We start from the raw sequence: 21942 nt of genomic DNA on the forward strand, positions 1-21942 counted from the left end.
GCGTCACCCGAGCGCGCCGAGGGTGACCTCGACTTCGCTTTCCTCACCGTCGCGAACATACGTCACGGTCGCGGCACTGTCGGCAGCCGCGGCGCGCACCTGCGCCGTGAGGTCGACGGCATCGTTGACGCGGACTCCGTTGAAGCTCGTGATGACGTCACCTTCTCTCAGGCCCGCCTCCTGCGCAGCGCCGCCGTCAACGACCTCGGCGACATAAGCACCCGTCGTGGTGGTGCCCTCAACGCTCGACGCGGGCGCGACGCTGGCGCCGAGCAGACCGTGCGTGGCTTCGCCAGTCTCGATGATCTCATTCGCGATGCGCTCGGCGATGTTCGACGGAATCGCGAACCCGAGGCCGATGGATCCGCCCTCGGTGCTCGACGAGTTCGCCGTCGCGATCGCGACGTTGATGCCGACCAACTTGCCCTCGCGATCGACGAGGGCGCCGCCGGAATTGCCCGGGTTGATCGCGGCGTCGGTCTGCAGCACGGCGATCTTGATCGACTCGGATCCCTGCTGTTGCTGCTGCTCCTGACCCGGCAGGTCGAAGAACCAGGGCGACTCCTGTCCCTCTCCGTCAGGCGTCTCCGTCGAGTCTCCCTCGGGCGCCGCCGCCGAAGCGATCTCGATCGAACGATTGAGATTGCTGATGACACCCGTTGTCACCGTGTTGGCGAGCCCCATCGGCGCGCCGATCGCCACCGTCGTATCACCGACGTTCAGCTGAGACGAGTCAGCGAACTCGATGGGCGTCAGGCCCGACGCCCCCTCGAGCTTGATGACCGCGAGGTCGTAGGTCGGATCAGTCCCGACGATCGTCGCGTCGTAGAGCGTGCCATCCGAGCCCGTGACGCGAAGCTGCGCGTCGCCGACCGCGCCGCCGAGGGTGACGACGTGAGTGTTCGTGAGCACGTAGCCGTCCTCGCTGAGGACCACACCGGATCCGCTGCCGCCCGCGCTCGAACTGGCCGCCTCGATCGTCACGACGCTCGGCAGAGCCGCTGCGGCGACCGCCGCGGTCTCGTTCACATCGTCGGGATTGTTGATCGTGATGTTCTGGCCGCCGCCGCTCGTCGCGACATTCGACTGCTCGCTGTCCGATCCACCGAAGACGGAATTGCCGAACCAGGCGCCGCCGATACCGGCACCTCCGCCGATCAGCGCCGCCGCGAGGAACAGCGCGGTGACCTTCGAGCCGGCCCCCGCTTTCTCCTTCTTCCGAGGCGGGGCCTGCGGCGCCCACTCGTATCGCTGCGGTTGCGTGATGGTGTGCTCCGGCTGTGGCCCCTGAACGGGTTGCGTCGTCTGCCCGGGCGTGGCGTACTGCGATGAGTGCGGGGTGGGCGCATGCCCTCCCTGCGCGGCGGCCTCGGCCGCCGATCGCTCAGGAAGCGGGGGAATCGGAGATCCGGTGTCGTTGCTCATTGCTGCTCCTTCTGCCTGGTCCCCTCAGCATGCGTTCGAGACCTATGTCTCACCTATGTCCAGCGTAGGTCGAATGTGTGAGTCGGGCGCCGGTGCGCGCGTGAGTAGCCTGGCGTCATGACCCAGCTTCCCGGATCCTGGCGGCGCACGGCCGCCGCCGCACGACTGCTCGGAGCGGATGGCGAAGTCGCACCGACGATCTTCGCCGAGATGTCGGCGCTCGCCGCGTCGACCGGCGCCCTCAATCTCGGCCAGGGTTTCCCGGACGAGGACGGTCCGGCGGAAGTCCTCGAGGCGGCCCGTGCGGCGATCAGCGACGGTCGCAACCAGTACCCGCCAGGGCGCGGCGAGCCCGAGCTGCTCGAGGCGATCTCCGAGCATCAGAAGCGCTTCTACGGGATCGACGTCGATCCGAGCACCGAGGTGATCGTCACGGCAGGCGCGACAGAAGCGCTCACGGCGACGCTGCTCGCACTCCTCGACGGCCCCGGCGATGAGGTCGTCGTCTTCGAGCCGTTCTACGACGCCTACGCGGCCGCCGTCGGCCTCGCGGGAGCGCGGCTCGTGCCGGTGCGGTTGCCCTGGCCCGGGTTCCAGCCCGATCTCGATGCCCTGGAACGCGCGGTGACCGATCGTACGCGCGTCATCCTCGTCAACGATCCGCACAATCCCACGGGCGCTGTGTTCTCCCTGGATGTGCGCGAGAAGATCGTCGAGCTCGCGCACCGCCACGACGCGATCGTCGTCACCGACGAGGTCTACGAGCACCTCAGCCTCGATGGGCCGCACGTTCCGATCGCGACGATGCCAGGCGCTGCGGAGCGCACAGTCTCGATCTCGTCGGGCGGCAAGACCTTCCGCACGACCGGTTGGAAGATCGGATGGTTGACGGCCCCGGCCGATCTCGTGACGGCCGTGCTCACGGTCAAGCAGTACCTCACCTACTCGAACGGCGCACCGTTCCAACCTGCGATCGCGCGCGGCCTCCGGCTTCCGGATACGTTCTTCGCAGGGATCGCGGACGAGATGCGCGCCAAACGCGACCTTCTCGGATCCGGTCTCGCCGCCGCAGGCTTCACGGTGTCTCGCCCGTCCGGCTCCTACTTCACCGTCGCCGACGCGGCCCCGCTCGGCGCCGACGACGCCGCGGAGCTCTGCCGCACGCTTCCGGAGCGCGTCGGCGTCGTCGCCGTGCCGCTGTCGGCTTTCGTGACGGCGGAGCATTCCGACGAGTATCGGTCGCTTGTCCGATTCGCAGCCTGCAAGCGACCGGAGATCCTCGACGAGGCCGTCTCTCGCCTCGCTGAGCTCAATCGGTAGAAGGAGCCACGCGGTAGCGACGCAGTTCGAGAGCAGGATTGCGCCGCCGCACCTCCGTGATGGCGTCGTGCGAGACCCACCCGACCGCGACGTCGGTCTCGGCACCGAGGCCCGCCACCTGCACCCCCTGGGGATCGACGATCATCGACCGGCCGATGCCAATGGGCGGCGCATGATCAGCCGCCACGACGTAGACGGTGTTCTCGATCGCGCGCGCAGCAAGCAGGGTCTCCCAGTGGTGTTCCTTGAGGGGGCCACGCACCCACTCCGAGGGCACGAGGATCACGTCGGCACCCGCGTCGACGAGCATCCGCGCGAGCTCCGGGAAACGCAGGTCGTAGCAGGTCATCAGGCCGAAGCGAAGACCATCGACAACGAAGGTCTCGGCGTCTCCTGCTTCGCCAGCCTCGATCCAGTCGCTCTCGGTCTGGCCGAAGGCGTCGTACAGGTGCTGCTTCCGGTACGCGGCAACGACGCCTGTGGCGTCCACGGCGACGGCCGTGTTGCGCACCCTCTCCCCCGCGCCCTCCTCCACGAGCCCCGCGATGATCGTCAGGTCGTTCTGCGCGGCGATCGTCGCGAGCTCACGCGTGAACGGCCCGTCGAGTGGCTGGGCGTGCGCGGCGAGGGAGTCGTCGAATGGGGCGACGAAGTAGCTCGAGTACTCGGGCGCGACCACGACTCGGGCACCCCGGCCCGCGGCCGTGGCGGAGAACTCGGCGATCCGCGTGAGGTTCGCGGCGGTATCGGCGGTCGGAGCGAACTGAGCGACGGCGACAGCGACGGGCTCGTGAGATGCGGTCATGGCGCCATGATGCCACGCTTTCAGGCTCCGCACAGACACGCCCGAGCACCCCGCCTGAGGCGCCCGATTTGCCTGCGTCTGAACGGCTGGTAAAGTAATACATGTGCCGCGGGGTGGAGCAGTTCGGTAGCTCGCTGGGCTCATAACCCAGAGGTCGTAGGTTCAAATCCTGCCCCCGCAACAAAGAACGAAGGCCCGGTCTCATCGAGACCGGGCCTTCGTCGTTCGCTGGTGGTTCCGGGGCTGAGTTACCGGCCAGAAAGAGTGGATGGGGTCTGGCGGGCCACCCGCGTCCCACCCATCCCGCTCGGGGCTAGAGCCTTTCGCCCGCAGGCTATCGGCTACCAAGAGTGGATGGGGTTCGGCGTGTCCCCTGCGCCCCGGCCATCCCCCTCCCGTATGGCCTACTGTCGCGGGATCCTTGTCAGTGCCGCCCCGTCTTATGCTCGGCCCTCACCTCCGCGGCGCCGACCGGCACGGGCGGGGCCCTGCCATGGCTCCCCCGCCACGTCCTCCGACCCGAGGCCTCGCTACGTCTGTGCGGCCTCGGCAAGTCACCCCACCCCTCCACCCGGGGCTACGGAAACGGAGGACCGTCCGACGCACCCCGGAGGGGATCCGCACTCCGGAGGGCCCTCTGCGCCTCCGAGCCCTCCCGGACGCAGATCCCCTCCGCTGTGCTGCCCGACCTCCGCCGCCCACGGGGCTCACCCACTCTGTTCAGCAGCGCCGCGGCAAGCTCCCACCCGCTGCACGGCTTCGGCGAGGCCCGCCGCACTTGGCCTCACCGCACTGGGCGTCACCACCCGGGACGACCGCAACGAAGGAATCCCCGGCACACCCCGGAGGGGATCCGCACTTCGGAGGGCCCTCTGCGCCTCCGAGCCCTCCCGAACGCAGATCCCCTCCGCTGTGCTGCCCGACCTCCGCCGCCCACGGGGCTCGCCCGCGCTGTTCAGCAGCGCCGCGGCAAGCCCCCCCCCACCCGCTGCGCGGCTTCGGCGAGGCCCGCCGCGCTTGGCCTCACCGCACCGGGCGTCACCACCCGGGACGACCCCAACAATGGATCTCCAGGCGCACTCCGGAGGGGATCCGCACTCCGGAGGACCCAGGAGGCCCCAAAGACCCTCCCGAACGCAGATCCCCTCCATCATGGGCAACGCGCGACGGCGACGGACCGCGGGCACTCTCCGCCGTAGGCATCCCACCCCGCACTCGGTTTCGGCGAACCCCACCACGCGCTCACATTCCACCGAAACCCACCACAACGAAGGAACCCCCGGCACACCCTGGAGGGGATCCGCGATCCGGAGGGCCTGGGAGGCCCCAAAGGCCCTCCCGAACGCAAATCCCCTCCAACGTGGGGTAACGCGACGGCGGCCCCGGGGATCGGATCCCCGGGGCCGCCGTCGCGCGGAGTGGCTTACTCCGACAGCTCGAGCAGCCGCTCGATCGCGTCGGTGAGGTCGGCGTCAGCCTCGGCGTAGGCGACCATGTCGCCGCTCTCGAGAGCCTGCGTCTTCGCGGCCATCGCCTCCTGCGCATCAGCAAGAGCCTGATCGTAGGTGTCGGTCGACGGCGGCGTCGGCTGCTGCGTCTCGCCGTCGGTCGATCCCTCGTCTACGTCACCCTCGCTCGGCTGCTCGCCCTCTTCCGGCTCGACGGGAGTGATGTCCTCATCGCCCGTCTCGGCTCCGGAATCGCCTCCGAACAGCTCGTCGAGCGCTTCCGCCAGCGTGTCCTCAAATGCGAGCTCGTCACCGAAGGCCACGAGCACCTTCCGCAGCAGCGGGTACGAGGTATCGCGCGACGACTGCACATAGACCGGCTGCATGTAGAGCAGACCGTCACCGACAGGCAGAGTCAGCAGGTTTCCGAGACTCACGTTCGAGTCACCGATCTGCAGGACGTTCAGCTCCTGCGCGATCGCCTGGTTCGAGTCGAAGTTGTTCTGCACCTGTCCGGGCGCCGGCACCGTGCTTGCCGAGGAGATCTCGAGCATGCGCAGAGTTCCATAATCCTCGCGGACCGTCCCTGCTTCCGCTCCCGCGTTCGCATCGACCGACAGATACCCCATGAGCACCTGTCGCTCGCCGCCTTCAGGGATGAAGGAGGTGAACATCGAGAAGGTCGGATCGTCCTGCCCCGGCATCTGCATCGTCAGGTAGTACGGCGGCTGCAGCTCGGCGACGTTCGTCGGGTCGGCCGGCGTCTCCCAGGCGTTGTCACGCTGGTAGAACGCGTTCGCCGTGTCGACGTGGTAGGTGCCGAGCATCGACCGCTGCACCTTGAACAGGTCGGTCGGATAACGCACGTGGCTCATCAGATCGCCCGACATCTCGCTGATCGGCTCGATCGTCGACGGGTAGATGCTCTGCCACGTCTGAAGGACCGGGTCCTCTTCGTCCCACGCATAGAGCGTGACGGATCCGTCGTAGGCGTTGACGGTCGCCTTCACCGAGTTGCGGATGTAGTTGACGTCATCGACCAGCAGATTGGGCTGCGGGTTCGACGAGTCGCTGATCGCCTGCGACAGGCTCGTCTGCGTCGAGTACGGGTACGAAGCGCTCGTCGTGTATCCATCGAGGATCCAGACGATCTGACCGTCCACGACGCTCGGGTACGGATCGCTGTCGAGCGTGAGATACGGCGCGACCTTCTGCACCCGCTCACGCGGATTGCGGTCGAAGAGGATCTGCGACTCCGAATTGATCTGGTCGGAGAACAGGATCTGCTCCGACTGGAACCTCAGCGCGAACAGCAGGCGATTGAAGTAGCTGCCGATGCTCGGCCCACCATCGCCCTCGAACGTCGTCTTCGTCTGGTTCGCCTCGCCGGATCCCGTCGCGTAGTCGAGTTCGACGGGCTCGGCACCCTCGGGAGCGCCGACGATCGAGTAGGCAGGCGACCTCTCGCCGAAGTAGATGCGCGGCTCGTACTCCATGTCGGTGAGGAAGCCGGAGGCGGGGATGTCGCCCTCGATGAACACGGGCTCGCCCTCGTTCGTCCGCTCGTTTCCGCGGGCGGCGACCATGCCGTAGCCGTGCGTGTAGGTCATCGTCGTGTTGACCCAGCTCTGCGCCTCCGATCCGAGGCCCTCCAGGGAGAGCTCGCGGAGCGAGACGACCATGTCCTGCGTCTCACCGTCGATCGTGTAGCGGTCGACGTCGAGAGTGTCCTCGAACTGGTAGTACGGACGGTACTGCTGCAACTGCTGCACCGTCGGGCTGATGATGCTCGGGTCCATGAGGCGCAGCGACGCGGTCGTCGCCGCGTCGTCGCGCAGCTGTCCCTGCTCGACCGTCGTCTCGGCCTCGTATTCGGTCGTCTCGATCTCGTCGAGCCCGTACGCCGCGCGCGTCGCGTCGACGTTCTTCTGGTAGTAGTCGAGCTGCAGCTCGCGCTCGTTGGGCGTGACCTGGAACGTCTGCACGCCCCACGGGAGCGCGATCGTGACGACGAGCGACGTGACGATGAGGAGCCCGGTCGCGACGAGCGGGTAGCGCCAGCGGCCGATCCACGCGGTGATGAGGAAGAGGACCGCGACGAGAGCCGCGACGATCGCGAGGATCGTCTGTCCGGGGATGAGAGCGTTCGCGGTGACGTAGTCGGGGCCGGTGATACGGTCCTGCGGCTGGACCAGCGACGCGAAGCGATCGAGCCAGATGCTCCCGGCCTGCAGCAGGAGGTAGACGCCGGCGATGATCGCGATCTGGATCCGCGCAGGGCGCGAGATCGTGAGCTCACCCTGGCCGACCCGCACGGATCCGTACAGATACGACACGAGTGCGGTCAGCAGGAGCGAGAGGAGCACAACCGCCGACGCGAAGCCGACGAGACCCTGCCAGAACGGCAGATCGAACATGTAGAACGACGAATCGAGCCCGAACTGAGTCTCGGTCTCGCCCGATGCCACGCCGTGGAGGAACATCCACGTGGTCTCCCACTGCGTCGACGCCGCGAAACCGGCGAAGAAGCCGAACAGGACCGGGATCCCCCACATCGCGAGACGGCGCAGGGGCTCGACGACCTCCTGGTAGCGGTCGAGCTGTGAGCTCAGGCGAGCGTAGACGGGGCGAAGACGGTACGCGAGCGCGATCGACAGCCAGACGGGCACCGCCATGCCCACGAATCCGACGACGAACATCACCACCCGGGCGATCCACTGCGTCGTCAGCACCGAGCCGAAGCCGAGCTGACGGAACCACAGCAGTTCCGTGTAGAGGCTCGCCAACCCGAAGAACACCGTGAGGAGCACGGCGATGACCGCGATCGTCGCGATGACGATGCGCCGAGTCGGAGATGGCGATGTGGCCGAGTTCTGCGTCGAGTTCGTGGTCACGCATCCATCCTACGTGTGACGAGGACCTTCCCGGGCCAGGTCGGATCCTCAGCTGGCCGAACAGCTGGGCAGCTCGGCATCGTCGCCCGAGCCGATGGCTTCGACGGCCTCAACTGCGGAGGAGAGGGTGTCGATCTCGACGACCCGCAGCCCATCCGGGACGTTCCCGACGACCTCGCCGCAGTTCCCTGCGGGAGCGAGGAAGTACTCGGCTCCCGCGTCGCGCGCGCCGTGCATCTTCTGACGGATCCCGCCGATCGCGCCGACCTGCCCGTCGGCCGTGATCGTCCCCGTCCCCGCGATCTGCTCATCGCCCGTGAGCTCCCCCGGTGTCAGCACGTCGATGATTCCGAGCGCGAACATCGTCCCGGCGCTGGGGCCGCCGACATCGTCGAGCTGGATCGACACGTCGATGGGAAGCTCGAATGACGTGCTGAGGCCGATACCGAGGAGCCAGCTCCCCTCATCCTCGGTCTCGGCGAACTCCGGCGTCACACGCACGGTGTGCTCCTCGCCGTCTCGTTCGAGGGTCAGTTCGACGGCTGAGCCTTCGGCAGCGTTCACGATCTCCCGCAATCCGTTCACATCGTCGAGCGTCTCGCCTTCCGCCGCCAGGATCCGATCGCCCTCCTCGACGACGCCCGCGGACGGTGAGTCATCCGTCAGCGAGACCACGCGGATGTCGGTCGGGACGTCGTAGCCGAGCTGCACGAGAGCCGCCGCGGCGGCCTGCCCCTGTGAGTCGGTCATCAGCGCCGCATTCTGCTGCTCGCGTTCCTCGGTCGTCACGCCTTCGGGGAAGAGCGCGTCGAGGGGGACGATCGCGCGGGATGGGTCGAGCCATGCCAGCGCGAGCTCGCTCCACGACAGCGGATGCTCGCGGTTCCCGACGACCTGCACCGTCGTGAGGAATAGCGCCCCCGATGTGTCATACGTGTCGACACCGTCGACCTCGATGAGGGGCACCTCCTCACCGTCATCGAGCACGACGTCGCCGATCGTGTTGTAGACAGGGCCGGGTTGTTCGAGCACGTACGACGTCGGCAGGAGGCTCATGACGAGCAGCGCGACGAGCGCCACGCCGAGCGCCCCCACGCCGAAGACAGTCCGCCGTGGCCACCCGCGGCTCTCGTGCGGAGGATCGTCGCTCGGCCGAGCGGTGGCATCGTCGAACAGCGTCACGAAAGGCTCCCTTCGCGCGCCGGACTCTGCTCCGCGGCCATCGGCGTTCGCGGGGGGCGTACGGCTCACACGGCGAGAAGCCGCGTGAGAGTCGGCGCGTCCGATTAGCGTAGAACCTGATCCCACGGAACACGCTGAGGATCGCGGCGGAAAGGCGGCTGACGTGACCGACGACAACAATCCCGAGGACGACTTCCAGGAGATGCTGCGCCGCATGCTCGGCGGCGGCGAGGGCTCGCCATTCGGTGCGGGCGGCCTCGACCCCGAGCAGCTGAAGAACATGGGGATCGACATGGATCCAGCGATGATGCAGCAGATGATGATGGCCTTCCAGAGCGCGATGTCTGGCCAGGGCGACGGGATCTCGTGGGATTCCGCGCGCGTCGGGGCCCTGCACGTCGCCAATCAGGAGAGCCGCGGCGTCACCTCCGGACAGCGCACAGACCTCGACCAGGCGTTCCACCTCGCCGATCTGTGGCTGAGCGAGGCGACATCCATCGCACCGACGGGCGAGGCGCCCCTGGTGCTCACACGCGGTGACTGGGTGGAGCGCACGCTCCCCGTCTGGCAGGAGATGGCGGAGCCCGTCGCCGAGAGCATCGCAGACGCCCTCACGGAGGCGCTGCGGACGCAGGCCCCCGAAGAGATGCAGCAGATGGTGCAGAGCGCCAGCCGCATGCTCCGTCAGGTCGGCGGCACCCTGTTCGCGACGCAGCTCGGCCAGGTCGTCGGACGGCTCTCGAAGGAGGTCGTCTCCGGCGGTGATGTCGGGATCCCCGTGATGCCCGCAGGCGTGGCGGCGATCCTCCCCCAGAACTTCGCCGATCTCGGCCACGGACTCGAGATTCCTGACGACCAGCTCGCGCTCTACTTCGCGGCACGCGAGCTCGCCCACGCCCGCCTGTTCAAGCACGCGAAGTGGCTGCGCCTGCACGTCATGAGCCAGGTCACGGACTACGCGCGGGGCATCCACGTCGACACCGAAGCGCTCGAGGAACTCGCAGGTCGCTTCGATCCGAGCAATCCGGAAGAGCTCCAGGAGGCGCTGCAGTCGGGCGCACTGCTCCCCCAGCAGACCGAGGCGCAGCAGGCCGCGCTCGCTCGCCTGGAGAACATGCTCGCCCTCATTGAGGGGTGGGTCGATGTCGTCGCCGCCGAGGCGACGGGACGCGTGCCGAGCCTCGACCGGATCGCCGAGGCCACGCGTCGCCGCCGCGCGGTCGGCGGGCCGGCGCAGGACGCGCTCGGTGCTCTCGTCGGTCTGCAGCTGCGCCCGCGCCGCCTGCGCGAGGCAGCCGCGATGTGGCGCGCCGTCGGCGACGCCGTCGGGCAGGGAGACCGCGATGCCCTGTGGGACTACCCGGATCTCGTGCCGACGGCGGAGGACATCGACGACCCGTCCGCGCTGATCGCGCGGCTCGAGGCCGCCGCGCGCGGAGATGCAGCGCCACGCGATGAGATGGACGACGCCCTCGCCCGTCTTCTCGCCGAGGAGAGCGACGGCACCGACGACGAGCCGGGCGGACCGCGCCCAGTCTGACTCGACGACGATGTCCACAGGCGGAACTCGCGCATCCGCCTGTGGATAACCGTCCGTCGTGCCGATGACCGCGACAGAATCGCCGCATGGCGATGATCGAGCTCGACCCTGCGTACCCGGTGCTGTGGCGAGACGCCCGCTCGGTGCAGATCGGAGCACGGCCCGCGTTCTGCGTGCTGGACGACCCGCCCGCCTGGCAGCTCGAGCTCCTCGAGTCGCTCGCTGCGGGGATCCCCGCGGGACGGATCGCCGGCGTGGCGGCCGCGCTCGGCGCCGAGCCGCGCGCGGCATCCGACTTCGTCGCCCGTCTCGCTCCGATCCTGCGCGAGGTCGAGGTGCCGCACGAGATCTCGCTCGTCACATCCGATCGCGTGCCCCACGAGGCTGTCCTCGGCGTCTTCGGCGCCCTCCGCGATGCGGGCTTCGCGCCCGTCCGCGCCACCTCGCGCGCCGCGGTGGGAGCGGCGCGGACAGCTGTTCTGGTCAGCACCGAGGTCGTCCCTCCGCATCTCGCGCGCGAGCTCATGGGCGCGGATATCCCGCACGTGCCGCTCGCCCTCGAACCGCGCCGCGCGCTCGTCGGTCCGTTCGTGCTTCCCGGCGAGACTGCCTGCCTCGCCTGTCTCTGGGCTCACGAGAGCGACCGCGACCCAGCCTGGCCGACGATCGCCACTCAGCTCGTCGCCCGCCCCCACCCTGATCCGCCGAGCCGCTCGCTCGCCACCCTGGCGACCGCCCTGATCCCGCGCGTGATCGCGAGCGTCGACGGTTCTTCGGGTCGCTCGCGCTCCGTCACCGTGGCGAGCGACGGCCGCCGTCGCTGGCGGTCCCATCGCCCGCACGCAGCGTGTCTGTGCCGATCTCCGCGAGAAAGCGAGACGCCTGTCGCGTCGATCGTCCGGAGCCCGCCGACCACGACAGCGACAGGGACGTCTCGGCGCGAGTGATGCCCACGTATGCGAGACGCCGCTCCTCGTCGATTCCTTCCAAGGACGATGCATACGAGATCGGCAACAGCCCTTCCGACGCGCCGATGAGGAACACGTGCGGCCATTCGAGCCCCTTCGCCGCGTGCAGTGTGGCGAGCGTCACTGTGCGCACGGCGGGCTCATGCTGATCCTTGGCGCGCGCCAACAGCCGATCGGCGAACCCGCGCAGTGTAGCGTTCTCGCCCTCGTCCTCGGCGAGACGAAGGATGGTCTGCCGCGCCTCCCACGCACCGCGCAGCGCGCCTCCCGCCTCGGGCGCATCGTCGGTGTGCCCGAGACCCCGGAGAACGTCGCGCACGGCCGATGCGAAGCCCCTCTCGCTCGGCGCGACGGCGGCGGCGCGGATGGCCATGATCGCCTGGCGAACCTCGGGCATGTCGAAGAAGCGGGTACCGCCGAGCACTCCCGCCGCAATGCCCAGCTGGGCGAGCGCCTGCTGCACGAGCGCCGACTGCGCGTGGGAGCGATAGAGCACGGCGATCTCACCCGGCGTCGCCACCGTGCCGTGCGCTCCGTCGAGAAGGTCTCGGATCCGCCGGGCAACGCCGGCCGCCTCGGCTTCGTCGTCCGCGTATGCGGTGACGGTGGGAACAGGATCCCCCTCCCCACGGGTCGCACGCAGGCGTAATGCGCCGGGACGATCGCGCATGAGCGCGTTCGCGACGTCCAGGATCGGCGGGGCCGAGCGGTAATTTCGCTCGAGGCGCACGATGGTCGCGTCCGGATACCGGGCGCCGAACTCGAGAAGAAAACGCGCCTCGGCTCCCGTGAAGGAGTAGATCGTCTGGCTCGCATCGCCCACCACGCAGATGTCACGCCGCTTTCCCAGCCACAGTTCGAGAAGTCGGTTCTGCAGCGCCGAGACGTCCTGATATTCGTCGACCGTGAAGTGCCGGTACTGCTCGCGAATCGCGACGGCGACCCGCGGCTCCGACTCGATCATGCCCGCGCACGCGAGGAGCACGTCCTCGAAGTCGAGCTGCCGCCGCTCGTCTTTGAGCTTCTCGTAGGCGGCCATGAGGTCGACGAGCGCATCCGCGCCAACAGCCCCGACACCGCGATCAAGCGTGCGGTAGTCATCGATCGACCGCATCGTGACCTTTCGCCACTCGATCTGTGCCGCGATGTCGCGCAGAGTGTTCGTGTCGGGTCGCAGGCGCAGGGTCTCGGCGGCGTGCGCCAGAAGTCGCACCTTGTTATCGACGATCTTCGGCGCCGTGTCACCCGCGACTGTCGGCCAGAAGAAATTCAGCTGCGCCAAGGCTGCGGCGTGGAAGGTCTTCGCCTGCACACCGACGACGCCCATCGCGCGCAATCGCCCCCGCAGTTCCCCAGCCGCCTTCGAGGTGAATGTCAACGCGAGCACGCGATTCGGCGTATAGGTACCTTCCTCGACGCCGTATGCGATGCGGTGAGTGATGACGCGCGTCTTCCCCGTTCCGGCGCCCGCGAGCACCGCAACCGGGCCCCGCACGATCTCTGCCGCCTGGCGCTGCGCCGGATCGAGTGCGTCGAGCGCGCTCACCCTTCGCCTCCCGGGCCTGCATCGTGCCAGGCGCGGATGAGGTGGTGTGCGACCGAGACGCCGCCGGGAAGCGAGACATCGCCTTCGCCGCGCAGAGCTCGGCCGATCTCTTCGCGCGTGAACCACCGTGTCTCGATGATCTCCTCGCCATCCGGCCGTGCCTCGTCCTCGTCGACGGCCGTGACGTGGAAGCCGAGCATGAGGGAGCGCGGGTACGGCCACGCCTGTGAAGCGATGTAACGCAGATCGCGTACGCGCACGCCCGCTTCCTCCGCAAGCTCACGATGGATGGTCTGCTCCGCCGACTCTCCCGCCTCGATGAAGCCCGCGAAGCAGGAGAACATGCGTCCTCCCCATGCGGCGTTCGCGCCGAGGAGCAACCGCTCATCGTCTGCGCTCGTGATTCCCACGATGACGGCAGGATCCGTTCGCGGGAAGTGTTCGCGTCCGCACCCATCGCAGTGTCGGGCCCAGCCCGCCATCGTCGTCCGGGTGCGCTCTCCGCACCCGGGACAGAACGCGGCCTCGACGAGCCAGCGCCCGAGCGCCACGGCGGTCACGAACAGCTCCGCCTCGTGCGGAGGGAGCGACGCGCCGACCTCCCGGAACGAGGCACCGTCGGAACCGACCTCTTCCGACCCCCTCTCCCCGACCGCGGCCAGGAGCAGCGCGACACCGTCCGAGTCACGCCCCAGGAATGCCCATTCGGCGTCGGCCGCGACGTCGTCAGGCGCGACGAAGCTCAGCACGGCATGGCCACGGGAGACCGGCGCGCGGTCGCCGCTCACGAGCAGAACCCGCGTCCCCGGATCCCCGCGCAGAGCATCGACGAGGCCGGTCACCGTACGCTCCTCGGCGCTGACGTCGAACGGGGCGGTGGCGACAGTAACGGGCATCGAGTCCCTCTCTGCGGGGCGTGGCGTGGCGTGTGGTCCTGCCCTCCAATCTAGTCTGGGCGGCATGGCTCGATCTCCTCTCACTCTCGCCGCGGCCGCGACGGCCGCCCTGTCGGACGCGGAGATTCGGGCGACGCGGCTCCTCACGACCGGAGGCTCCGGGCGCTTCGATGCGGCCCTGATCACCCTCGCCGACGGCGACGATCTTGTCGTGCGCATCCCGACGAGCGATGATTCCCTGAGCGACGTCGAAAGCGAGCTCGTCGCCCTGCGCGCGCTGACCGCCGGGGCGCGCGAGGTGCTCGGATTCGCTATCCCCGAGGTGCGCGGTTCCGCCGTCATCGACGAGAAGCGGGCGGTCGTGACGAGCTATCTTCCCGGCTACCAGGTCGAGGCGGGGCAGATTCCGCCGGGCCGTGGCATCGCCCGCGAGATCGGATCCGCCATCGCGAAGATCCATGCGCTGCCGCCCTCCGTCGTCCGCGGCGCAGGGCTTCCCGAACGCACCCCCGCGGATGCTCGCAGCGATCTGGAGCGGCTCCTCGACGCGATCGGACGCAGCGGCCGGGTGCCCGTGCGGCTGATGGTCCGATGGCGCGAGGCCGTCGAGGACGATCGCCTCTGGTCCTACGAATCGACCGTCGTCCTGGGCGGCTCTCAGGCGACGTCCTTCGTTTTCCAGGACGACGCATCCGACGAACCGGTCGTGACCGGCGTGCTCGATTGGCAGGGTCTCGGAATCGGCGATCCCGCGATCGATCTGCACTGGACAGCGGCCGCTCCTGAAGCGGCGGATGACGTGTTCGACGCGTATGCCGAGGGAGCCGTGCGGGCGCCCGATCGCGCCCTCCGCGTTCGGGCTCGCCTGCACGCCGAGCTCGAGTTCGCACGCTGGCTCGTGCACGGCATCGAGACCCACCGCTCGCAGGTCGTCGACGACGCCGCGGATCTGCTCGAATCGCTCTCCGCGGGCCTCGCCGACGATGCACTCCTCGCGGATCTGCCCGTGCGCGAACGGGCCGATGTGAGCGACGCGATCGCGCTTCTCGATCGAATGCCGCGAGCTGCTCGATCGGATGCGGACACGTCGATGCACACAGACGCGTTCGGTCCGGAGGAGCTGCGGCTGCACAAAGAGGAAGACTGGAACGCCACGCCGCCTCGCTCTCCGAGGGACGACGTGACGACGCAGACGGTCGATGCGGTCTCCGATGAGACCCAGCCGGTCGAGACACCGGACGACGAAACCGACCGGCTGCGCCACCCGTAGCTACGCCCGCGCGGCGCGCCAGCGGGCGATCAGCTCGGCTTCTTCCATCGGCCTCTCATCCCGCAGCACGAGATCGTCCGGCACGTAGTACAGGGCGACGTCGATCTCGTCGAGCGGTACACCGTGGCGCCGGTGGTAGGCGAGCCGGTACAGGGCCAGCTGCAGCATCCGCTCCTCGCGCTCGCGCTCCGTTGACGGAGCCCTGCCTGTCTTCCAATCGACGATCTCGATGCGCCCGCGGCGACGATAGACCGCATCGAGCTTGCAGATCATGATGTGCGAAGCCCCCGCATCCAGTTCGAGCGCGAAATCGACCTCAGTCTCGACCTCGATCGGCTGGAGATCCGCCCACTCGCTCCGTTCGAAGATCTCGCGCAGCCGGGCGAGGTCTCGCTCATCGTCTGCGTTCGCGACGGCCGTTCCGCTCCACTCACGATCGACGTCGTCGACATCCCAGAGCGCATCGTCTGCCGAGGCTGCCGCACCGGCGAGGCCGGACCGCTTCTCGACCCACTGGTGGAACAGCGTTCCGAGCCGTGTCTGCCGATACGGGCGCTCGGGCATCGGCCGCACGAGCGCATCGAGCGTCTCGTCGAAGCCCACGACGTAGTCCTTGAACTTCGAAGCGGGCACGCGCGTCGGCACCGGGGCCGGGATGCCACGAGTCGCCTCCTCGCGTTCAGCGAGCAGCCGTGCGAGTTCAGGCGTCGGATCCGCGGGCGCCGTCGAACGCACGAGTTCCGCCGCTTCCTCGACGCGCAAGCGGCGGGCTCCGAGCGCGTCGAGCGGCCACTCGAGCGTCGCGCCCTCCCCCGCATACGGATTCTCTGCGTCATCGGCCGTCGGCTCGATCGACTCGCGACCGAGCTCGTCGAGGATCTCCTCCAAGAAGGTGCTCGGCCGCCGCGACTTCACCTGCCCGGACCAGCGCGATCCCGTCAGCAGGAGGTCTCCGCGAGCGCGCGTGACGGCTACGTACGCGAGGCGTCGCTCCTCGTCGCCCTGATGCTCGCGATTCGCCGCCTTGAAATCCTCGAATGCCCCGCGCAGCTCCTTCTCGGCCGCCTTCTTCTCGGCGCCGGCGAGCGCAACGGCCGGTGCCTGCCATTCGAACCGCGGCAGCGCCGCGGCGTCTCCGCGGAACCGATAGGGCAGCTGACCGAATGCGAATCCGCCCATGACGTTCTTGGGCGAGCCCGGCAACTCATCCTGGACGAGGCGCACGACCGCCACGGCATCCCATTCGAGCCCCTTCGAGCCGTGGATCGTCAGCAGTTGCACGACCCCCGGCTCCGGCGGCTCGGTATGCGGTGTGAGGTCGTCGGCCTGCTCGGCGTGATCGAGCCAGGCCAGCACGCTCCCGATCGTGCCGCGTTCGTCGACGAGCAGGAAGCCCCGCACCTCCTCGGCGAACGCCCGGAGCTGCGCCGAAGCGGTACGAGCCGCCCCCCGCGTCTCGTTCGCTGCGAGCTCCACATCGAGTCGCAGCTCCTGTTCGATCATGCGCAACAGGTCCGGAATCGGCTGGCCCGCGGCGCGGCGCAACCGATCGAACATCTCGGCCGCCTCCTTCAGTCGGGCCCGCCCTTCATCCGTGAACGGCGCAAGCAGCCGGTAGTCGGCACGCGCCGTGCGCATGAAATCGAGGGCGTCGATGATCGAGGTCTGCTCATCGATGCCCGCCGACTCGCGCACACGCTGCCGCACGGTGTCCGACAGCGGTGAGAGAGATTCGTCTCGTCGCGCCAGCTCTCGGGCAAGACCATGGAGCGCGCCCATATCGGCGAGCCCGACCGCGAACCGCGGTCCCACGAGAAGCCGGATGAGCGACGATCCCTCAGACGGGTCGTGCAGCACGCGCAGAGCGCTGACGACATCGGTGACCTCTGGGACAGACAGGAGTCCGCCGAGCCCGAGAATGCGGTGAGGCACCCCCTTCGACGCGAGCGCATCGGCGAAGCGCTGCATGTGCTTCTTCGATCGGAACAGGATCGCGCCCGTGTGGTCGCGCTCGGATCCGTGTTCTTGCTCGTGCGCCCGGTGACGCGCCGCGAACCAGTCAGCCGTCTGCTCAGCCTCGGCGTCGATCGTATCGGCGAAGATCACATCGAGGCGCCCATCGTCTGCTCCTGGACGCGGCTCGAGTTCGTGCACCGCGGGACGATCGGGACGGGCGAAGGGGCGAACGAGGCGGTTCGCTGCCCGGAGCACGACCCGGTCGTTTCGCCAGCTCGTCATGAGCTCGTATCGATGAGCGGACTTCTCACGTGCGAAGTCTCGGGCGAAGGCGTGGATGTTGTCGGCGCTCGCACCGCGCCAGCCGTAGATCGCCTGATTCGGATCGCCCACGGCCATCACCGCCGTATCGCGGAACATCGTGGACAGCAGACGTGTCTGCAGGACCGACGTGTCCTGGTACTCGTCGAGGAGCACGACGCGATACTGCTCGCGCAGACCATCTGCGACCTCCGGGGACGCTTCGACGACGTCGAGGGCGCCGGAGACCTGGTCGGCGAAGTCCAGCACGCCGCGACGCTGCTTCTCGGCGTCGTAGTCGGCCACGAGATCGAGGAGCATCGGAAGCGACGCGAGGGCCGCGTGCGCCCGATCCCAGGGGCGAGGTGACGAGATCGCCGGGTTCACGAAGGGCGCGAACGCGGCGGCCTGCTCTGATGCGTATCGCCGCACGGAATCGGGATCGACGCGATTATCGAGAAGCGCGCCCGCGAGGTTCTGAATCGCCTGGACGATCTCGCCGAGCCCACTGTCGATGTCCTCCAGACCGACGTTGTCGGCGGCGATCGCGACGCGCCGTGCGACCACCCACGCCGACGACGCGCTCAGCATTCCCGCGTCTGGATCGCGCCCGATCCGCGCGGCGTTTTCTCGCACGACGGAGTCGGCGAAGGCGTTGTACGTCGACACCCGCGGACGGTTCAGCAGAGCCTCCGCAGAGTCGTCATCGCGGGAGTCGGTCCCGAGGCGCCGGGCGAGACTGTCGAGGACCTCCCGTCGCACGGCAGCCGCCTGAGCGGGCGTCGAGGCCTCGCCGATGCGTGCGAACTCGCGGCTCGAGACGACCTCGCGCAGATACGGCAGCAAGCCCCGGCGGTCGAACTCGTCGATCTGCGCGAGGCGCCTCGCGATGCGCTCCGCGAGCTCGCCCGCGGCCTTGCGGGTGAAGGTCAGACCGAGGATCTCGTCGGCACGGACGTGACCGTTGGCGACGAGCCAGAGCACCCGCGCCGACATCGTCTCGGTCTTTCCGCTGCCGGCGCCGGCAACGACGAGAGACGGCTCGGGCGGCGCCTCGATGACATCGCGCTGGGCGGGCGTCGGGGCGAACAGCCCGAGCGCCCGAGAGATCACGTCGGCCGACAGACCTTGTTCGCTGCTCTCCGTCATGCGCTGACTGCTCCGATCGTGTGAACCCGGCACACCGGGGCGAACATCCCTCCGCGGCAATGGGATTCGACCGAGGCCTGAAAACTCGACGCCGACATTCCCTGCGCCGCCTCGACGACGCGCCGCAGGAAGGCCGCACGCGCCTCTCCGGCAAGCACGTGCTGATGCGCGACGCGGTAGCTGCTCGTCTTCAGGCTCTTCGAAACGACGACGAGGCGCGCCCCGGCGATAGCGCCGGGCGGCGCCCCTTCGATGAGCCCGCCCTCGACGGCGAGCTGATACGCGGCAAGCTGCGCGTCGTCTGCGACCTTGTCGTCGCTGACCCGCTTCTCGCCCTTCCCGCTCTTGAGGTCGGCGACGACGACGCGTTCGCCGGCCGTGTCGTCGGCCGCGTGCATCGCTTCGAACCCGCGTCCGCGCGCGACCGCATGCTCGCCCGCTCCGCGCGGGTAGGCCTCGACCCTGTCGATCACCCCGGAGATCAGAGCGCGATGCGGCCCGTCGATCTCATCGCCCGTGACGATCTCCTGCTCGTCGTCGAGCGAGACGGCGTATCGGAAGGGCGCCTCGGCCGCGACGACTCTGCCGCCCTCGGCCCGCGTGCGGGCGAGGTAATCGTCGAGATGGACGACGTACTCGTCAATGCGTCGCCGCTCTCGCGCGCGGATCCACGCCGTCTCGAAGTCGAGCTCGCCCCACCGTGCGTCGATGATCCGTCGCATCTCGTCGACGCCGCCTTCGGGCACGTTCTCGAGTGCGGCGTGCAGAAGAGTGCCGAGACCCGCGCTCGGAGAGGTGATCGTGTCGCCGCCGAGCGCGGCGATCGCCCACTCGAGACCGCATTCCTCGAAGCCTTCGATCTGCGACGGTGAGACGCGCACGGCCTCGCGTTCGAGGTCGCGCAGCGGCGCATCCGTCGACGGCGAGCGCACGCCGTACCATTCATCTGGGTCGGCTCCGGGCACGCCGTTGTCGGCAAGCACACGCAGCTGTCCCGCCGCCTCTGCCCGCTTCTCCGGATCGTCGGATGTTGTGAGCGTGCGACGGTGACGCGCGACGAGACCGCGCAGTGTGAGCGGATGTTCGGCTCCCACGCCGGCTGGTTCGGCCGGCGGAAGGGCTGCGAAGAGCGGGCTGGGAACGGCCCCGTCGTCGTCAACGGCCGTGACGACCAGCCGCTCTCGGGCGCGCGAGAGCGCGCGGACGAAGAGGCGCAGCTCGTCGTGCAGTGCCTGCCTGCGTCGGTCGAGCAGGCCGTGCTCGGCCTCGTCGTCTCCGCCCCGACGCTCGGTCAGCACGGTTTCCGCGAGGCGCCACGAACTGAGCAGGCCCCCGCGAAGGCGCGTGTTCGGCCAGACGCCGTCCTGCAGGCCCGCGACCACGACGACGTCGAACTCGGTCGAGAGCGCATTCGCCGGCGTCAGCAGGGAGACCGTCGCCCCGCGGTCGGGCGACGACAGCGTGTCCTCCGGCACATCGCTGTCGAGGATCTCGTGCAGGAATCGCCGCGGACCATCCTGGGGGCTGCGCTCGATCGAACGCTTCGCCGCGTCGAAAAGAGCGACGAGACCATCGAGCGCACGCGCCGTCTCTCCGGCCGTCGGCCCCGTCGACATCGCGATGCGCCGCCAGGTCTCGGATAGGCGGTGGCCGTCCAATCCGCGCGCCCGATCCCACACGAGCCACAGCAGCTCATGCACGGTGGCGCCACCCTCCGCCTGTCTGTCGACCTCCTGCAGCGTCGTCGCGAAGCGCTCGGCGGCGCGGCCCTCCGGCGTATCGAGAGTCCCGAAGAACACGGGGTGCGCGAAGCCTTCGCGCAGGAGCTCGCGGGCCGGACGCGTGCCACCGGCAGCGAGCTCGGCGTGACGGAGACCCGCGCGCAGACGGCGCAGGGCGACACCAGTGAAACCGCCGAAGGGCGAGCGAAGGGCCTCGACGAGCGCATCGTCGTCGCGCTCGGCCACGGGGGTGAGACCGAGCCGCACGATCTCCATGATCTGACGCACGGCGCGTTCGCTGCCGAGCGGACGGGGGACGCCCGCGGCGCGCGTCGGGACGTCGCGCGCCGCCAGCTCCGCTTCGAGGGAGACGAGCTGACGCGTGTCGTGGGCGACGACCGCCATCTCTCCCCACTCCACACCGCGCATCAGATGCAGTTCGCGCAGCTCGCGCGCGATCCGGTCGTACTCGTCGGCGGGAGACGCCGCCCGCACGACGACGATGTCGCTCATGTCGTCGGGATCCGGTCCGGGTGCCCGCCGATGTTCGACGCGTCCGCTTGCCCCGATCATCTGGGTCATGCGACGCACGAGCCAGATCAGCTGAGGACTCTGTCGATGCTGGCCCCCGAGCGCATGCACGGGGCCGAGGGACGCGGCGAGGCCCGTGAAGAGATCGGGCGTGACACCGCGGAATGCGCCGGAAGCGATATCGGGATCTCCCGCCGCGAGCACCGCCACTCCCCGCGCGCGCAACGCCTCGACGAGTGCGACACCGCCTCGAGTGAGTTCCTGGGCGTCGTCGACCAGCACGGCGCGCAGGCGCGCGATGCCGGGAAGCTCTGCTCCCGAGCGCAGGGCGCGCACCGCTCCGACCGTGAGCTCTGCCGCGTCACGAGCGTCGGTGCGGAGGCTCTGCACGACGGCCGCGTACTCGGCCAGCAGATCGGCGACCGGCGCCCACTCTCCGCCCGCAAGGCTCCGCAGCTCGTCCCGAGAGGCGTCGAGTTCGATTGCGGTGTCGAGGAAGCCACGCAGTTCGGAGCGGAAGTCGCGCGATCGACGCACGGTCGGCCCCAGGTGCTCGGGCCAGACGATACGGCCATCGGCGATGTCGCCCTCGATGATCTGCGCGAGGATCCGGTCCTGTTCGGCTCCCGTGAGAAGCTCTGGCGCCGCTTCACCCAGCTCACTGGCCTCGCCGCGAACGATCTGGAATGCGAACGACCCGACAGATCGCGCAAGAGGCCCGGGCGTCGCTACGTCGATACGCACGCCGAGACGGTCGCGGAGGCGCGTCGCCGACGCCCGAGAAGGAGTGAGGAGGAGGACCTGATCGGCCTCGTACGGCGGTGCCTGCCCCGACAGCAGCCGCGCGACGCGCTCGACGAGGACCGAAGTCTTGCCGCTTCCCGGTGCGCCGATGACGGTGCCGCTCGCATCGGGCGCGAGCGCGAGCACCGCCCGCTGGTCGGGATCCCACGAAGTCTGCTGGACCATGCCGACCACGCTACCGAGGAGC

11 protein-coding genes and 1 tRNA gene are annotated in these 21942 nt (G+C 69.0%); 4 read left to right on the forward strand and 8 right to left on the reverse strand.

Annotated features, from left to right (window positions below; translation table 11 throughout):
- Positions 1–3 precede the first annotated feature (3 nt).
- Complete coding sequence (locus C0012_RS00555) at positions 4–1425, reverse strand: S1C family serine protease (RefSeq protein ID WP_110588688.1); 1422 nt, start codon at positions 1423–1425, stop codon at positions 4–6.
- A gap of 117 nt (positions 1426–1542) precedes the next feature.
- Between C0012_RS00555 and C0012_RS00560 the strand changes: the two genes are divergently transcribed.
- A complete protein-coding gene (locus C0012_RS00560) occupies positions 1543–2745 on the forward strand; it encodes an aminotransferase class I/II-fold pyridoxal phosphate-dependent enzyme (protein WP_110588687.1) in 1203 nt (400 codons plus the stop codon).
- On the opposite strand, the gene C0012_RS00565 is transcribed toward C0012_RS00560, so the two are convergent.
- Positions 2735–3550, reverse strand: a complete 816-nt coding sequence (locus C0012_RS00565) for a carbon-nitrogen hydrolase family protein (RefSeq protein WP_110588686.1) — start codon at positions 3548–3550, stop codon at positions 2735–2737. The two genes, C0012_RS00560 and C0012_RS00565, sit on opposite strands and share 11 nt — an antisense overlap.
- Before the next feature lie 107 nt (positions 3551–3657).
- Between C0012_RS00565 and C0012_RS00570 the strand changes: the two genes are divergently transcribed.
- A tRNA-Met gene (locus C0012_RS00570) sits at positions 3658–3731 on the forward strand.
- Positions 3732–4973: 1242 nt separating this feature from the next.
- Here C0012_RS00570 and C0012_RS00575 read toward each other — a convergent pair.
- Both C0012_RS00575 and C0012_RS00580 read right to left on the reverse strand, forming a co-directional pair.
- The gene (locus C0012_RS00575) at positions 4974–7892 is read right to left on the reverse strand and encodes a UPF0182 family membrane protein (protein WP_110588685.1); all 2919 of its coding nucleotides are present in this window, start codon (positions 7890–7892) and stop codon (positions 4974–4976) included.
- Between the two features lie 48 nt (positions 7893–7940).
- The gene (locus C0012_RS00580) at positions 7941–9074 is read right to left on the reverse strand and encodes a YlbL family protein (protein ID WP_110588684.1); all 1134 of its coding nucleotides are present in this window, start codon (positions 9072–9074) and stop codon (positions 7941–7943) included.
- Between the two features lie 202 nt (positions 9075–9276).
- Between C0012_RS00580 and C0012_RS00585 the strand changes: the two genes are divergently transcribed.
- Positions 9277–10614: a zinc-dependent metalloprotease gene (locus C0012_RS00585; RefSeq protein ID WP_110588845.1), complete on the forward strand. Its 1338-nt coding sequence runs from the start codon at positions 9277–9279 to the stop codon at positions 10612–10614.
- Between the two features lie 792 nt (positions 10615–11406).
- Here the strand turns inward: C0012_RS00585 and C0012_RS00590 are convergent.
- Together C0012_RS00590 and nudC are read right to left on the reverse strand one after the other, a co-directional pair.
- Positions 11407–13128: an ATP-dependent helicase gene (locus C0012_RS00590; RefSeq protein ID WP_110588683.1), complete on the reverse strand. Its 1722-nt coding sequence runs from the start codon at positions 13126–13128 to the stop codon at positions 11407–11409.
- The gene (gene nudC, locus C0012_RS00595) at positions 13125–14024 is read right to left on the reverse strand and encodes an NAD(+) diphosphatase (RefSeq protein WP_110588682.1); all 900 of its coding nucleotides are present in this window, start codon (positions 14022–14024) and stop codon (positions 13125–13127) included. Before nudC ends, C0012_RS00590 begins: the two co-directional genes overlap by 4 nt.
- Positions 14025–14088: 64 nt before the next feature.
- Here nudC and C0012_RS00600 point away from each other — a divergent pair, with 64 nt between their 5' ends.
- Positions 14089–15294 carry a phosphotransferase gene (locus C0012_RS00600; RefSeq protein WP_110588681.1) on the forward strand — a complete coding sequence of 402 codons (1206 nt, stop codon included), beginning with the start codon at positions 14089–14091 and terminating at the stop codon, positions 15292–15294.
- On the opposite strand, the gene C0012_RS00605 is transcribed toward C0012_RS00600, so the two are convergent.
- Positions 15295–18699, reverse strand: coding sequence for an ATP-dependent DNA helicase (locus C0012_RS00605; protein ID WP_110588680.1), 3405 nt, complete (start codon positions 18697–18699; stop codon positions 15295–15297). It lies immediately after the preceding gene.
- A complete protein-coding gene (locus C0012_RS00610) occupies positions 18696–21920 on the reverse strand; it encodes an ATP-dependent helicase (RefSeq protein ID WP_110588844.1) in 3225 nt (1074 codons plus the stop codon). The genes C0012_RS00605 and C0012_RS00610 overlap by 4 nt, the downstream gene beginning before the upstream one ends.
- Positions 21921–21942 lie beyond the last annotated feature (22 nt).

The organism is Microbacterium suaedae (assembly GCF_003254645.1).
Lineage (GTDB): Bacteria > Actinomycetota > Actinomycetes > Actinomycetales > Microbacteriaceae > Microbacterium > Microbacterium suaedae.

Excerpts from the sequence above, each read along its gene's own strand:
- C0012_RS00560 (WP_110588687.1), top strand. The coding sequence starts at position 1,543 with ATGACCCAGCTTCCCGGATCCTGGCGGCGCACGGCCGCCGCCGCACGA.
- C0012_RS00555 (WP_110588688.1), bottom strand. The coding sequence starts at position 1,425 with ATGAGCAACGACACCGGATCTCCGATTCCCCCGCTTCCTGAGCGATCG.
- C0012_RS00600 (WP_110588681.1), top strand. The coding sequence starts at position 14,089 with ATGGCTCGATCTCCTCTCACTCTCGCCGCGGCCGCGACGGCCGCCCTG.
- C0012_RS00605 (WP_110588680.1), bottom strand. The coding sequence starts at position 18,699 with ATGACGGAGAGCAGCGAACAAGGTCTGTCGGCCGACGTGATCTCTCGG.
- C0012_RS00565 (WP_110588686.1), bottom strand. The coding sequence starts at position 3,550 with ATGACCGCATCTCACGAGCCCGTCGCTGTCGCCGTCGCTCAGTTCGCT.
- nudC (WP_110588682.1), bottom strand. The coding sequence starts at position 14,024 with ATGCCCGTTACTGTCGCCACCGCCCCGTTCGACGTCAGCGCCGAGGAG.
- C0012_RS00610 (WP_110588844.1), bottom strand. The coding sequence starts at position 21,920 with ATGGTCCAGCAGACTTCGTGGGATCCCGACCAGCGGGCGGTGCTCGCG.
- C0012_RS00585 (WP_110588845.1), top strand. The coding sequence starts at position 9,277 with ATGCTGCGCCGCATGCTCGGCGGCGGCGAGGGCTCGCCATTCGGTGCG.